Source organism: Metabacillus rhizolycopersici (assembly GCF_020075705.1).
Genome location: NZ_JAIQUM010000002.1, coordinates 104,240 through 118,855, shown reverse-complemented (window position 1 = coordinate 118,855; position 14,616 = coordinate 104,240). Strand labels below are relative to the sequence as shown.

The 14,616-nt window shown below is 35.1% G+C and carries 14 protein-coding genes; 7 read left to right on the top strand and 7 right to left on the bottom strand.

The annotated features are described in order from the left end of the window. Positions 1–25: 25 nt before the first annotated feature. The gene (locus tag K9V48_RS01625; RefSeq protein ID WP_224136341.1) at positions 26–1,072 is read left to right on the top strand and encodes a siderophore ABC transporter substrate-binding protein; all 1,047 of its coding nucleotides are present in this window, start codon (positions 26–28) and stop codon (positions 1,070–1,072) included. A 305-nt stretch (positions 1,073–1,377) separates the two neighbouring features. Beyond that, positions 1,378–2,346, top strand: a complete 969-nt coding sequence (locus tag K9V48_RS01620) for a magnesium transporter CorA family protein (RefSeq protein WP_224136339.1) — start codon at positions 1,378–1,380, stop codon at positions 2,344–2,346. Positions 2,347–2,613: 267 nt separating this feature from the next. Here K9V48_RS01620 and K9V48_RS01615 read toward each other — a convergent pair whose 3' ends face one another. Then, a complete protein-coding gene (locus tag K9V48_RS01615; protein ID WP_224136337.1) occupies positions 2,614–3,774 on the bottom strand; it encodes an acyl-CoA dehydrogenase family protein in 1,161 nt (386 codons plus the stop codon). A 391-nt stretch (positions 3,775–4,165) separates the two neighbouring features. On the opposite strand from K9V48_RS01615, the gene srtD reads away from it, so the two are divergent. Further along, the gene (srtD, locus tag K9V48_RS01610) at positions 4,166–4,744 is read left to right on the top strand and encodes a class D sortase, LPxTATN-specific (RefSeq protein ID WP_111615519.1); all 579 of its coding nucleotides are present in this window, start codon (positions 4,166–4,168) and stop codon (positions 4,742–4,744) included. Between the two features lie 173 nt (positions 4,745–4,917). Here the strand turns inward: srtD and K9V48_RS01605 are convergent, their stop codons facing one another. Continuing rightward, a complete protein-coding gene (locus tag K9V48_RS01605) occupies positions 4,918–5,820 on the bottom strand; it encodes an RluA family pseudouridine synthase (RefSeq protein ID WP_224136335.1) in 903 nt (300 codons plus the stop codon). 361 nt (positions 5,821–6,181) lie between these two features. Here K9V48_RS01605 and K9V48_RS01600 point away from each other — a divergent pair, with 361 nt between their 5' ends. Further along, positions 6,182–6,586 (top strand): DUF5365 family protein, encoded by a 405-nt coding sequence (locus tag K9V48_RS01600; RefSeq protein ID WP_224136333.1) that lies wholly within the window; start codon positions 6,182–6,184, stop codon positions 6,584–6,586. Positions 6,587–6,804: 218 nt separating this feature from the next. Here the strand turns inward: K9V48_RS01600 and K9V48_RS01595 are convergent, their stop codons facing one another. Both K9V48_RS01595 and K9V48_RS01590 read right to left on the bottom strand, forming a co-directional pair. Beyond that, positions 6,805–7,275 (bottom strand): thioredoxin family protein, encoded by a 471-nt coding sequence (locus K9V48_RS01595; RefSeq protein WP_224136331.1) that lies wholly within the window; start codon positions 7,273–7,275, stop codon positions 6,805–6,807. Between the two features lies 1 nt (position 7,276). After that, on the bottom strand, positions 7,277–7,708 hold the full coding sequence (locus K9V48_RS01590) for a disulfide oxidoreductase (protein ID WP_224136329.1): 432 nt from the start codon (positions 7,706–7,708) through the stop codon (positions 7,277–7,279). Between the two features lie 252 nt (positions 7,709–7,960). On the opposite strand from K9V48_RS01590, the gene K9V48_RS01585 reads away from it, so the two are divergent. The 3 genes from K9V48_RS01585 (at position 7,961) to K9V48_RS01575 (ending at position 12,546) form a co-directional block, all read left to right on the top strand. Beyond that, positions 7,961–8,386, top strand: a complete 426-nt coding sequence (locus K9V48_RS01585; RefSeq protein WP_224136327.1) for a CBS domain-containing protein — start codon at positions 7,961–7,963, stop codon at positions 8,384–8,386. Between the two features lie 472 nt (positions 8,387–8,858). After that, the gene (locus K9V48_RS01580) at positions 8,859–10,406 is read left to right on the top strand and encodes a bifunctional GNAT family N-acetyltransferase/carbon-nitrogen hydrolase family protein (RefSeq protein ID WP_224136312.1); all 1,548 of its coding nucleotides are present in this window, start codon (positions 8,859–8,861) and stop codon (positions 10,404–10,406) included. A gap of 394 nt (positions 10,407–10,800) precedes the next feature. Continuing rightward, complete coding sequence (locus K9V48_RS01575) at positions 10,801–12,546, top strand: phospho-sugar mutase (protein WP_224136310.1); 1,746 nt, start codon at positions 10,801–10,803, stop codon at positions 12,544–12,546. A gap of 48 nt (positions 12,547–12,594) precedes the next feature. Here K9V48_RS01575 and K9V48_RS01570 read toward each other — a convergent pair whose 3' ends face one another. Genes K9V48_RS01570 through K9V48_RS01560 form a run of 3 tightly spaced genes read right to left on the bottom strand, consistent with a single transcriptional unit; the run spans position 12,595 to position 14,482 of the window. Then, complete coding sequence (locus K9V48_RS01570; RefSeq protein WP_224136308.1) at positions 12,595–13,254, bottom strand: ABC-2 transporter permease; 660 nt, start codon at positions 13,252–13,254, stop codon at positions 12,595–12,597. Continuing rightward, the gene (locus K9V48_RS01565; protein WP_224136306.1) at positions 13,238–14,104 is read right to left on the bottom strand and encodes an ABC transporter ATP-binding protein; all 867 of its coding nucleotides are present in this window, start codon (positions 14,102–14,104) and stop codon (positions 13,238–13,240) included. Before K9V48_RS01565 ends, K9V48_RS01570 begins: the two co-directional genes overlap by 17 nt. 6 nt (positions 14,105–14,110) lie before the next feature. Continuing rightward, complete coding sequence (locus tag K9V48_RS01560; protein WP_224136304.1) at positions 14,111–14,482, bottom strand: GntR family transcriptional regulator; 372 nt, start codon at positions 14,480–14,482, stop codon at positions 14,111–14,113. Positions 14,483–14,616: the final 134 nt, after the last annotated feature.

Below are 14,616 nucleotides of genomic sequence, written 5' to 3'. Positions count from 1 at the left end.
AATTCGTAAAAGGGGAGTAATACATATGAAAAAATGGAGTTTAGTTAGTGTACTAATAGCTATGTTTTTAGTACTTGCTGCTTGTGGTTCTAACGGAGATTCTTCAAAAGAAGAACCAAAAGAAGAGACTACAACTGGAGATCAAACTGCAAAAACTGATGAAGCAGCAGAGGAAAAGGGTCCTGTTTATCCAATGACTGTATCTTCAACAATTGCTTCAACTGAAAGTGAAGAAGCAGGTACAATTAGTTTTGAAGATGTTACATTTGAAACAATGCCAGAAAAAATCGTAGTATTTGACTACGGTATGTTAGATACATTAGATGCACTTGGTGTTGAAGGAATCGTAGGGCTTCCTAAAGATACTGCTTTACCAGCTCACCTTGAAAAATATGCAAGTGATGAGTACACAAGCGTTGGTTCTTTAAAAGAGCCATTACTTGAAGATATTGCAGAACTTAATCCAGACGTAATCTTTATCTCTGGTCGCCAAGCTCCATTCTATGAAGAATTAAAAGAAATTGCTCCTGTAGTATTCGTTGGAACTAAAGAAGACGATTATTGGAACACATTCTTAGCTTCTGTAGATACCGCAGCTAAAATGTTCGGTAAAGAAGCTGAAGCTAAAGAAGAACTTGCTAAATTTGATTCAGCTTTAGAAGAAATCAAGGCTTTAGCTGGTAACTATGAAACTTCTTTAGTTACAATGTACAATGAAGGAAACTTATCTGGTTTCGCAACAAAATCTCGTTTCGGTTATATTTATGAAACATATGGTTTCAAGCCAGTAACAGATGATATTGAAGCTTCTTCTCACGGATCTAACTTTGGTTTCGAAGCACTTTTAGAGTTTGATCCACAAGTATTATTTGTAATCGACCGTACAGCAGCAACTACTGGTGCCGAATCTAACATTGAAGCTGATATGGAAAATGATATTGTTAAACAAACAACAGCTTACAAAAATAATCAGATCGTATACTTAGATGGTCCGCTTTGGTACATAGGCGGTGGCGGGTTACAATCTGAGCTTGCAAAAATCGATGAAATCTTAGCTGAATTAGGTAAATAATTTCTGTAAGGGGCTGTCCAGAACGTCAGTGAAAACTGACTCTCTGGCATTCCTGTTTTTGTTTTCATTTTATTCCATTCTTACTGTCCGTAAAGGTCTAATAAGTGCGAACGAACCATCAGTGGGGGATGATGGTAAAAGAAGTAGAAGCAGGATTGAAATAATATGTAATAAAATGATAAAGGAAACTCTCTAGATAGGCAGTGGATACCATAAAAGGTCCACTGCTTTTCTTTTTTTGTATGAATATTCCATAATGACAAATAATAATTCAAACATCTTATTATTTGTAAAGGGGAAAAAATATGCTTAAGTATAATAAACAATCTAAAACCCTTGATCGAATCGAAACTTTCACTCTCCCAACTACGGACGAAATTATTTGGTTTCATATTGAAAATAAATCGTTTAAAAAATCGTTTGATACAATCATCGAACAGTTAACTATTCATCCATTAGCTCAAAGGTTTATGGAGGAATTTAATGATCTTCCTAAGGTAAATGTCTACAAAAATGAGGCTGTAATCTCTTTATTTTCAATAGAAGAGAACTTTCAACCAGTAAAATTAAATATCCTTGTCGGTACAAACTTCATCATTACACGTGAACAAGATAGTAACCTTCACTTACTTTCTGAAATCATAAAACACTTTGAAGAAAATCCTGAGGATATGTCTCATACTGGTTATGTTTTGTATCAAATTATTCATAAAGTTTCGATCGAGTTTCTTCATGCTGTCGATGAAATTGCTGACGAAATTCAAGCTTTAGAAAAAAGTGTTTTTAAAGATCCATTTGAAAATAAGATTGGAAAAGATGTATACCGCTGGAAAGCAAGATTACATGATTTAAGGCAAATTATCGAACCTCAAGAACAAGTGATTAAATCAATTGGTCAATCCGAATTTCCATATATAAACGAAGATTCAGGATTCTATTTTCAGGACTTACAGCATAATTATTCACGTATCGTTAATGCCTTTGACACCTTTATTGAAAACATGACAAGCATATTTAATTTGCAAATTTCTTTAAAGTCAGATCATACAAACACGATTATGAAAACATTAACCCTTGTAAGCGTCATTTTTATTCCTATGACTTTTATAGCAGGCTTGTACGGTATGAATTTTGAGTATATGCCTGAATTGAAATGGGATTATGGCTATTTATATGTTCTTATCGTTATCTTTGGATTAGGTTGTGGGATTGCCTTGTATTTTAGAAAAAAAGGGTGGTGGGGAAAAAAGGGTAAATCTGCGCAATCTAAATAACGTATTTCTATAATAAATGACAATTGATCACTTAACTTAACGTTTGTTTAATAGTATAGAGAGCTATTTTGGGCACTAATATTTTTTTCATAAATAAAAATAGCCCAATCAATATTCGTGTTTATTGGGCTATCTGATACTATATTATTTATCCTCTAAGGATTTCGCTTTAAGAAAATGGCGATAATCCTTAGTTTTTTTAATCGTTTAGGAAACAATAAAATTCTTGTACTGTGGATAAGCGCACGACATCCAGCAGCGCTTTTGTTATTTCACTGTTTGTTCAATTGCAGTTTGAGCTAATTTAGAAATCGTCATATCGTCCATTGGTGGATTATGAAGACCTGCTCTTACATCGCGGTAATATCTTTGCAAAGGATTTGATAATTGAAGACTTTTTGCGCCAACTAATCTCATTGCTTTATCGACAATTGCTATACTTGAATTTGTTACAATATGCTTCGCTGCTCCAAGTTCATTCGTAATATGGTGACGACGTGACTCATCATCGTAAGCTTCCGCAACACTATAAAGGAAATGTCTTGCTTTCATTAATTCTAAGTCGATTTGACCGATTAAACTTTGGACATTTGGTAATTGACTGATCGGCCCATTTAAACTATTTGGGGCATGTTCCGTCGCAAATTTCACGGCATAATCGCGAGCTGCTTGTGCAATCCCTAAATAGCAAGCAGGAATATGGAGAATCCAGCCGTTCACATTATTGCCTCTTGGACCTTGATTGAACTCAACAAAGTTTTCTTCCGCTACTTCAACATTGTCTAGCACTAAATCATGGCTTTCTGTGCCTCTCATGGCAATAACGTCCCAAGTTTCTTTAATTGATAAGCCTCTAGTCTCTCTCTCTATTAAGAAGAAACCAATCCCCTCTTTTTCTTCGACCCATGCAGATACTAGGAAATGAGTTAATGCTGGAGACATCGTTGTAAAGGTTTTTTGACCAGAAATAACCCATTTCCCATCTCTTTTTACCGCATTCGTTCCAGGACGACCACCACGGGTAGGACTACCAGTTTGTGCTTCGGTTACTGCTCTGTTCACTAACGCACCGTTCATTATTTCTTTAGCAAATGAATTAAGCTTGTCCTCTTCCCAAAGCTTATTCTCGTACAATTCACCAACAACACCTTGATGCCAACCGATAGCCAACCCTGTGGCACCATCAAAACTAGCAATCGTTTCTTGGAAAAGGATCATGTCTGTCACACTAATCCCCTCACCACCGTATTCTTGCGGTAATATCAGTTTCGTGTATCCCATATCAACGAGTGTTTTAACATTCTCTTTTGGAAACGTAGATTGTTCATCGACTTTCTGTGAATGACGTTTAAAAGTCTCTTCATGTTTTAACAGCTCCTTTAGCCATTCTTTCTGGGTATTGGATCTAACAAATAGTTTTTTTGACAATATCCACACGTCCTTAATAAATTCTGTTAAAAAGAATGATTACTATTAAAATAATTGATTTAATCGTATTTAGATGAAATAAGTACATCAAACTATTAATGCTACTTATTATTATATAGAATTTACAGATAATTATAAAACTTAAGATCCAGATGTTAATGAATGATTATTATTCTAGTAAGAAAGAATATGGCATTTATCATTGTTATTGCACTTGGTGTAGCTTTAATAGGCACAGGTTCATATTCATTAGATACATTATTCTTTTAAGGGTATGCCAACCTTTACAATGATTTAACAAATATTTAAGTAATTCTGGATACTCTGTTAATATTGGTGAATTTTTCTATGATATAATGTACCTATTAACTCAGGAAAGAGTGGAAACTAGATGAAGAAACTATCCTATTTGTTGATTGTTGTTGGTCTTTGTATCGTCGGTTATGCTGGTTGGCAAATAGTTGACACAAAGATGCAAACTTCGACTTCTTTAGTTGAAGCTAAGGAGATAGTCGAATCGCCTCCTAATAAAGAAATATATAAAGAAGAGGATGGAACATATAAACCACCAATTGGAGAAGCTGTTGGTATTTTACAAATTCCAAAGCTGAATGCTGATTTACCTATAGTTGAAGGAACTGACCCTGACGATCTTGAAAAGGGTGTAGGACACTACAAAGGTAGCTATTATCCAACTGAAAATGGTCAAATTGTTTTGTCTGGTCATAGGGATACTGTGTTCCGTAGGGCGGGAGAACTTGAAATTGGAGATTCCCTTGAAATTGCTCTTCCATACGGCAACTTTGAATATGAGATTACTGAAACGAAAATTGTGGAGCCTGATGATTTAAGTATTATTACTTTGCAAAATGAAAAAGAAGAGCTAATTCTTACAACTTGTTATCCATTTAGCTATGTTGGGAACGCTCCTCAACGTTATATTATTTATGCAAAAGTGAAGAATGTTTAGACGTTACGACTAAATGAAAGCAGCCTAAATCCAGATAATAAGGATTTAGGCTTTTTTGTCTTAATGTTTAAGAAATTGGTTAATATATGAAAGGCTTGTTGAAATAGAAAATTGCCATAATGATTAACAATACACGGTTGAAAGGAATGGACTAAAATAATAAGAATCTCTTACTAATTTTTTGGCAATAAAGAAAGCATATCTGTTGGAAAATCCGCCTCAACTTCAATTTTTTCCGCTGTAAATGGATGAATGAGAGCAACTTTCAAAGCATGAAGGGCTTGTCTGCCTATGAATCCTTTCTTCCCACCATAAAGCACATCTCCAATAATGGGGTGGCCAATTGAGCTTAAATGAACGCGGATTTGATGTGTTCTTCCAGTGTCTAGTTGAAGAGAAACAATGGAAATATGATTAGTTGCTACATACTGTTCTACTTGATAATGGGTAATTGCCCTTTGTCCCTGTGGAGAGACTCTTCTCCGTGTTGCGTGGTGGCGATCTCTTCCAATTGGTTGATCAATTTTTCCTTTTGGGTGAGGAAGTTTCCCTTCAATAATGGCGATATACGTACGTTTTATTTTTCTTAGTTCAAGAGCATGATTTAGCAGTGAGTGGGCTAAATCATGTTTAGCAAAAATGATTGCCCCAGACGTATCCTTATCAAGACGGTGAATATGGCGGACTCTGATTTGTAATCCGTTCGATTGATAATAGTAGGCAATTCCATTTGCTAATGTTCCTTTTTGATGTGCTTCATTTGGGTGTGTGTCAATTCCTGCCCTTTTATTGACAATTAATAAATGATCATCTTCATATAAGACGTCAATCGTTTGATACTCAGGGAGTACTCCATAATCCTCGTCACCAAATATATGTAAAAATAACCGATCACCAGTTTGAAGTTGATGATTGACGTCTGCTTTACTATTATTTCTTTTTATCGCTGAAGAAGAATTCCATTTTTGGATAAGTGATTTAGAAGCACCTAGTTCTTTTGATAGAACATGAAACACTGTGTTTTGAGCCCATTCTTTAGGAATCTTGATTTCCAGCCATTCGCCGAATCGTTGCATGATGATCACCAATCCTTTTATGTTCATACTATTATTTTTTAGAGATAAAAAAGTATAAATTTTTTGACTTAGTTTTTGTGTCCAGCGCCTAGCCCCTCTTGGGTCTAAGCCACTCAGGAATTGAAGGCAAAGAACACCATCTATTCCTCTGAGCGTCTTATTTGCCCGAGGCTGAACAAGGCGCTTGCGCTTTTCTTAGAGAGCTGACAGTAAACGCTACTGAAAAAAGTATACAGAACAAAGATTGGATGTTCAATCTAGTTCCGGAAACACTTACCTCTCCAATGTCGAAATAGACTGTGGTATGCTAACAAGAGTTAAAGAGAAAGAAGAAAAGGACGATAAAAAAAGGGTGATATAATTGAAGATTGTTGTTGCGTCAACGGAAGAACAAGAACGTCATATAGAAGAACTTGTAGAACAAATTTATAAGGAAGTCCTACCAAGGTTTTTTCCAGACCATAAGATTGTGGAGTGGAAAAAACAAAGGGTGCTACAACCAAAGGCTACAGATCAAATGTATAATGGGACATTAAAGGATGCGTTTCAAATTATTTCTAGCCTTCAAACATTAATTGCTTTGTTAGACCATATCGATGGTTGCAAACATGAACAAGAATATCAAGAAATGTTTGAGCGTAATAGTCAGAATTTAAACGAATATGGATACTTTTTCCCGTTGGCCTTTTCGCAATTTAAAGAAGCAGAGAGCCAAGTAGGGGAATTTAGTCAGTTTATTAAGCCGGCAAATAGTTGGATTATTTAAATCAAAAAAAGCGGTTCTGATACATAATGTATCAGAACCGCTTTTTTCTTACTGCTTAGGAAATTATAAAATTCTTGTACTGTGGATAAGCGCACGACATCCAGCTCCTAGCCCTCTTGGGTCTAAGCCGATCAGGAATTGACGGTAAAAAACACCTTCTATTCCTGATCGGCTTATTTGCCCGAGGCTGCTGAACAAGGCGCTTGCGCTTTTGTTCCTTACTCAGCTTTCCACTCAGTCAATAACGAACGGAAATTTTCTTCTGAATTTGATCCTACTACTCGAGCAACTTCTACTCCATCTTTGTAATGGATCAGAGTTGGAGTAGACGTAATTCCGTATTGATTCCAAGCTTCCTCATATTCTAACAAGTTAAATTGATTAATATCAACACCAACTTCATCAGCAACAGGCATTAGAATCGGTGTTGTTGCTTGACAGTGTACACAAGTTGGGCTAAAGAAATAAACAATAGTATCTTCTTTGTTGTCTAATTTTGCTTCTAGTTGATCAGGAAGAATGATATTCTGATAATTTGGATCATCTAATTGATCGATTGTTGCTTTATCAAGGTCATTTTTACCGTAAACATTGCCTTCTGCAGCTTGATTTTTTTGATAAGTTGTTACAAACGCTAATCCACCGAATAAAACAACGATGATTACACCAAAAATAAGGATTTTCTTCATCTTATTTACCTGCCTTTTTTAAAATAAGTAAGCTTGTTACGAAAATGATGGTAAAGGCGATTAGAGCTAAGAAAGGAATTGTGATAAATCCAAACCAGTTTATGTATTGTCCAGTACAAGGAACAATTCCGCACGAAATTGAATGATCACCTAAAAAGTCAATTTTTTGGATGCTGTAATGGTAAATTGAAATACATCCACCTATACCTGAAAGAATAAGTGAATAAAGTGCGATTGAAGCATCTTTTTTAATTGCACCAATACCTAGGATGATGACTAAAGGATACATAAAGATTCGTTGATACCAGCAAAGTTCACAAGGTATATAATCTAAAATTTCTGAGAAATAGAGACTTCCTAATGTTGCTATAAATGAAGCGATCCATCCAATTGATAATAAATTTTCAATTTTCTTTTCATTAGTATTCGACATGACATCCCCCCTAAAATTAAATATATCCGAATAAATTATAATCGTTTTAGATTAGACTGTAAAATAGTATGATTGTGGGTAAAGTGTAAAAAAAATTATCATGTAAAAAGAAAATATGAAATGTGATAAATTGTAAAATTTTTGTTTAATTATTAATTTTTCCTTGTTATTTCTTATTTATCCTTGATAAAATCTTCTACTAGTAAAGTTCAATTAGTTGTCCATACTATGCTTCGAAAGGAGTGAAGTATCTTGAACACAATTCGAGATTGTATGACAACAAATATTGCAACTGTCTCTCCTAATCAAACGGTTAAGGAAGCGGCAGCAATAATGAATCAACAAAATGTTGGCTCAATTCCAGTTGTCGATAGTGGTCAGCTTAAAGGTATCATTACAGACCGTGACATCACTACTCGAACAACTGCTGAAGGTCGTGATGGTAACACACCTATTTCGCAGGTAATGTCGACAAACCTTGTATCGGGTCATACATCAATGTCCGCATCAGAAGCAGCAAAGGTAATGGCACAACATCAGATTCGTCGATTACCGATTGTTGAAAACAATCAACTTGTCGGTATTGTGGCATTAGGCGATTTAGCAACAGACCAAATGTCAAACGAAGCAGCAGGAGAAGCGTTAACGAATATTTCAGAGCAGCATAAAACAACGTAAGCATGAGTAAAGGGATCTGGCTGAAGTCAGGTCTCTTTTGGCTTCATAAATTACGTGTTTATCAGTAAAGAATTTGGCAAAGTGGTTCAATTCTCAAGCGAGATGGTTCAATCAAGAGCAAAAGTGGTTCAATCCTCAAAACAAATGGTTCAATAGCTCTCTATAAATCAGACATGAATTCTCAATGTGGTCTACTGTTAGGTGAAATAGAAATCTAAACTTTGTATAATAGTGAAAAGGGGATTATTTTAGTAATAAAAGCAATGATTGAATTTATTTACACATCTGTTGATTAGATACTAAGTGGACTGTGTTACGGTACTAACTTTTGTTACTAAGAATTTAGATTTTGACGAAGTGGATTACAGCCTAGAAGCAATGGCACCTATGAAAATTAAGGAGTTAATTTTAGTTTTTAACTAAATAGTAATGGGAAGTATAAGGAAAATATAATTTTCTAAGGAGAACCATTATGTCTGAGAAACTAGATTTATCTAAATTTGAGAAAAAATTGATTATTCGTAATATTGAAGAGAAAGACATTGACGAGCTATTAAAGCTGCAATTGAAGTGCTTTCCAGGGATGACACCATGGAAGCGTGAACATTTAGAAAGTCATCTTGAACTGTTTCAAGAGGGTCAGTTTTGTGCAGAGTTTGAGGGGAAAATCATTGGTTCTTGCTCAAGTCTGATTATTAACTTTGAAGAATACGATGATCGGCATACGTGGGACGATATTACGGAAAATGGTTATATTACAAACCATGATCCAGATGGTTACAATTTGTATGGAATAGAAGTTATGGTTCATCCAAAATACCGTCGAATGAAAATCGGTCATCGATTATATCAAGCAAGGAAAAATTTAGCTAGAAGGTTAAATTTAAAAAGCATCATTATAGGTGGAAGAATTCCTAACTATTATAAACATGCCAATGAATTAACGCCAAGAGAATATGTGCAGCAAGTGACATTACATAAAATTTATGATCCGGTTCTTTCTTTTCAACTGTTAAATGGGTTTACTTTAATGAGAATAAATCCTAATTATTTATCAGACGATTTAGCATCCTTTCAATATGCGACACTGATGGAATGGAATAATGTTGATTATCAGCCAAATACAAAGCGATATTATAAAACATCGAATCCAGTTCGTATATGTGTTGTGCAATATATGATGAAACAAATTAACTCATTTGAGGAATTTGCGAAACAAGTTGAGTATTATACAGACGTTGCATCAGATGCAGGATCTGATTTTGCTGTATTCCCTGAAATTTTCACCACCCAACTCATGTCCTTCCTAGATGAAAGATCACCGAGTAAAGCTATCCAAAGATTAACGGAATTTACAGAGGAATATATTGAACTTTTTACTAAGTTGGCAGTACGTTATAATGTGAACATTATTGGAGGATCTCATGTCGTTGAGGAAGAGGGAAGGATTTATAATATTGCCTACTTATTCCGCCGTGATGGAACAATTGAAAAGCAGTACAAATTGCATATTACTCCAAATGAAAGAAAGTGGTGGGGGATTAGTCGTGGCGATCAAGTAAGAGTGTTTGATACAGATTGCGGTAAAATTGCTATTCAAATTTGCTATGATATTGAATTTCCTGAACTGGCGAGAATTGTGACAGATAGAGGGGCTAAGATCATCTTCACACCGTTCTGTACAGAGGATCGCCAAGGTTATTTAAGAGTCCGTTACTGTGCACAAGCGCGTGCAGTTGAAAATCAAATATATACGGTTATTGCCGGAACAGTCGGTAATCTTCCTCAAACAGAGAATATGGATATCCAATATGCTCAATCTGCCATTTTTGCGCCGTCTGATTTCGAATTTGCTAGAGACGGAATCGTGGGTGAATGTAATCCGAATATTGAAATGGTGATTATCGGTGATGTAGATTTAGAAATTTTAAGACGTCAACGTCAATCAGGAACCGTTAACCAATTAAAGGATCGCAGAAAAGATATCTATACAATCAACTATAAAAAGAATGGTCAATGATCAATAGAGCTGACTCATGAGAAATTACTAGTGAGTCGGCTTTTTTTCATGTTCAATACTTGGCACAATGATGGTTAGCCACGTTTTTGCGGAAAAAAGAGGGAAATGTAAGTGAGATGGAAATATGCCCCTCAGCGGTTGAAATAGTATCGTCGATTGTTGTCGAAGGAATTCTATTTTAATAAAATAAAAACATAATTTTATTTAACTGTCCCACCATACTCACAACACATAACACTGTTTTAAAATAACATATAAAAACTAACGATAATAAATCACCATTATTTCCGCGGAAATTGTAGAATTTCAATTCATGTAAATAGTCCTAGAATATGTTAAAATAGGAATGTTATTTCAAAAAAATACAATGAAAAAACAAATCCAGGAGGTCAAGATGAGCTGGGAAAAAAGCTATCAACGTTGGAAAAATAAGCAAGATTTAGATCAAGAATTACAACAATTATTAGTTAACATTGAAGGAAATGAGAAAGCACTAGAAGATTGCTTTTACAAGGATTTAGAATTTGGTACAGGTGGAATGCGTGGCGAAATTGGACCAGGTACAAATCGTATGAACACTTATACTGTTCGTAAAGCATCTGAAGGCTTAGCATCATACATAGATTCATTCGGTGAAGAAGCGAAAAAACGTGGTGTAGCCATTGCGTATGATTCTCGTCATAAGTCACCTGAATTTGCAATGGAAGCTGCAAAAACACTTGCTTCACATGGAATTCAAACATACGTTTTTGAAGAGTTACGTCCGACACCCGAGCTTTCATTTGCAGTACGTTTCTTGAATGCATTTTCAGGCATTGTGATTACAGCTAGTCATAACCCTCCGGAGTATAATGGATACAAAGTATATGGTGAAGATGGTGGACAATTGCCACCAGCTGCAGCTGACACAGTGATTTCTTATGTGAATCAAGTGGAAGATGAACTGTTAGTAGAGGTAAAAGATGAAGCAGAGTTGAAAGAGCAAGGGCTTATCAAGATGATTGGTGAAGAAATTGACCAAGCATACACAGAAAAACTTACAACAATTTCTGTTAACCCTACACTTTCAAAAGAAGTTGATGTAAAAGTTGTTTTCACACCTTTACATGGGACGGCAAACAAACCTGTACGTCTGGGCCTACAAGCATTAGGTTATGAAAATGTAACAGTTGTGAAGGAGCAGGAACTACCAGATCCAAATTTCTCTACTGTTAAATCTCCTAACCCCGAAGAGCATGATGCATTTACATTGGCGATTCGTGATGGGGTAGAAAACGATGCAGACTTACTTATTGGTACAGATCCAGATGCTGACCGCCTTGGTATAGCAGTGAAGAATAACGAAGGTCAATATGTGGTGCTAACAGGTAACCAAACAGGTGCACTTCTTCTTCATTATTTGCTTTCAGAGAAAAAAGCAAACGGAACATTACCTAGCAATGGTGTCGTGTTAAAAACAATTGTGACGTCTGAAATTGGACGTGATATTGCGAAATCATTTGGCTTAGATACAATCGATACTTTGACAGGATTTAAATTTATCGGTGAAAAAATTAACGAGTACGAGCGAACTGGTCAATATGAATTCCAGTTTGGTTATGAAGAAAGCTACGGCTACTTAATCGGTGATTTTGCACGTGATAAAGATGCGGTTCAAGCAGCATTATTAGCTGTTGAAGTTGCTGCTTTTTATAAAAAGAAAGGTCTAACCTTGTATCAAGGTCTACTTGAAATCTTTAAAGAGTACGGCTTTTACAAGGAAGGCTTGCAATCACTTACGTTAAAGGGAAAAGAAGGAGCAGAGCAAATCCAAAGCATTCTTCAATCCTTTAGAACAAATCCTCCTACAGAAATAGCTGGTAAGCAGATCGTAACAATTGAGGATTATAAAACAAGTGAACGTCAAGATGTACAAGCTAGTACGACGGAAAAAATTGATTTGCCAGGTTCTAACGTCTTAAAATATATCCTTGAAGATAACTCATGGTTCTGTGTTCGACCATCTGGAACAGAGCCAAAAGCTAAGTTTTACTTTGGCGTGAAAAGTGAAACTCTTGAGCAAAGTGAGCTACAATTAGCTGCTTTAGAAGCAGGTGTGATGGAAAAGGTAAATGAATTGATTGCTGAATTAAGTAAATAACATGAAAAAGCGGACAATAGCTGTTGTCCGCTTTTTTTAAGTGTATCCCTATAAATCCGCCTTATTGTATATTTTTACAGACGCTTGATATGAAATCGTGGTGATTATTATCGCTACTAAAGCTAGAATTCCTGCAATCATCCATTGATTTTGACTAAGTGTTGCTAAAAAATCGTTAACGGAAGGAAATCTTGGATTCTCTGCTAAATTGAGGATGATTTGGAAAGCCATCAAAACACTGACTAATATAGCTCCTGTTAGAAATAATGCACTTGTATATCCTATTGCATATATAAGTGGATAAAAGATAGAAAGCAATATATACATGATGGATAGTGAAATTACATATTCTTCAAGATAAATCATTCGAGATGGAAATGGTGCAAATAGGTGGAATAATAAAACATAAAATGTGACAAAGACAGCAGAAATACCGTACCAAATAAGTCCTGTAAAATATTTTGCCAGAACAACCTGTCTCCTTGTAACAGGTAGGCTATTAATAAAAATTGCTTGCCTTTCTTCCGTTGTTTTCGTGTTGAAATTTGAAGAAAAAACCAGTGAAAATGCCAAAAATGTCATTAATAAAACGTGCTTAAAGGGCATTCCATCTGTGAAAAAATTTGTTAGTGGAATAAACCAGATTAAACAACTTAGATAAACTATTTTTTGTTGCGTTAATAAATCTTTCTTAATAAGAGCTTGCATGTTCTCTCCCCCTAACGGTTAAGTACATAATGTCTTCTAAAGATGGTTTTTCGAAGATAAGGTTATCATGTGATACCAAATCTTTACGTTGAAGTAAACCTTCAAACCCAACAGATGTTTCTTTTATGCCGATCATTTTCGACGAATTCATTTCATTCAATGTCTTTTTAGATCCCTTTACGATGACATAGTGATCAAAGATATTTTCCTTTTCATCGCTGAACACAAGCTCACCATTATGCATAAATGCGATATAATCAGCGATTTGTTCTAAATCTTTCGTCATATGTGTGGAAAAGAAGATTGCCTTTCTCTCATCCTGAACAACATCCAATAGAATATCGAGAAATTCTCTACGGAATATGGGGTCAAGTCCAGATGTTGGTTCATCCATAATGATAAGCTGTGGATGATGGGATAGCGCAATTGCGAGAGAAAACTTCATTTTCATCCCCTTAGATAATTGCTTAATCTTTTTATCTTTTGGAACTTGGAATCTTTCTAAATAGGAGTAAAAAACACTGTCTTCCCATTGATTGTAAAACATGCTAACAATTTTTTTGTTTTGTTCAACAGAAAGGTCTTCATAAAAACAGTTTTCGTCGTAAACAAATCCAATTTTCTGCTTTATCTCATTTGTTGCTTCAAAATGAGTCTTCCCAAACAATGTAATTTCTCCTGAATCTATATGCATTAAATTCATCATACAACGAATTAAAGATGTTTTACCGGCACCATTAGGGCCAATTAAACCAGTGATAAACCCGCTCTTAATGTCTAAATTAATGTTGTTTAGCGTAAAGTTGCTTCTATTTTTCATTACATTTCGCATTTTTACAAGATTTTCCATTCTAGCTCACTCCTCATATAGTAATGTTAATATTTCAATTAACTCATCTAAACGAATATCGAAAGCTTTGCTATCATTAATCACCTTTGCTAATTGATCCTCTATGACTTTTAACTGCTTTTCCTTTAAAAGTTCTTTGTTTTGCGCAGCTACAAATGAACCTTTTCCTGGGAATGTTTCAATAAAACCTTCACGCTCGAGTTCTTCATATGCCTTTTTAATTGTGATGACACTAATTTGTAATTCTTTTGCGAGCTTTCGAATTGAAGGTAAACTCTCTTTTTCAATAAGCTCACCGTGCAAAATTTGTTCTTTGATTTGAGTTTTGATTTGAAAATAAATTGGTTGATCGTTTGAGTTGGTAATGATGATATTCAAATTATTCACCTTCTTTGTTCATACTGTATATGTATAGTATATACAGTATGAACAGTTGTGTCAACAAATGGAGAATATTTAGAGGTTTTTATTTCTTAGGATAAAAGGGGAAAATCGGAAATTTAGTAAGTAAT

Coding starts and splice junctions, on each gene's coding strand:
- K9V48_RS01595 (WP_224136331.1), bottom strand. CDS start 7,275: ATGAAGAAAATCCTTATTTTTGGTGTAATCATCGTTGTTTTATTCGGT.
- K9V48_RS01570 (WP_224136308.1), bottom strand. CDS start 13,254: ATGCAAGCTCTTATTAAGAAAGATTTATTAACGCAACAAAAAATAGTT.
- K9V48_RS01590 (WP_224136329.1), bottom strand. CDS start 7,708: ATGTCGAATACTAATGAAAAGAAAATTGAAAATTTATTATCAATTGGA.
- K9V48_RS01625 (WP_224136341.1), top strand. CDS start 26: ATGAAAAAATGGAGTTTAGTTAGTGTACTAATAGCTATGTTTTTAGTA.
- K9V48_RS01575 (WP_224136310.1), top strand. CDS start 10,801: ATGAGCTGGGAAAAAAGCTATCAACGTTGGAAAAATAAGCAAGATTTA.
- K9V48_RS01580 (WP_224136312.1), top strand. CDS start 8,859: ATGTCTGAGAAACTAGATTTATCTAAATTTGAGAAAAAATTGATTATT.
- srtD (WP_111615519.1), top strand. CDS start 4,166: ATGAAGAAACTATCCTATTTGTTGATTGTTGTTGGTCTTTGTATCGTC.
- K9V48_RS01620 (WP_224136339.1), top strand. CDS start 1,378: ATGCTTAAGTATAATAAACAATCTAAAACCCTTGATCGAATCGAAACT.
- K9V48_RS01565 (WP_224136306.1), bottom strand. CDS start 14,104: ATGGAAAATCTTGTAAAAATGCGAAATGTAATGAAAAATAGAAGCAAC.
- K9V48_RS01605 (WP_224136335.1), bottom strand. CDS start 5,820: ATGCAACGATTCGGCGAATGGCTGGAAATCAAGATTCCTAAAGAATGG.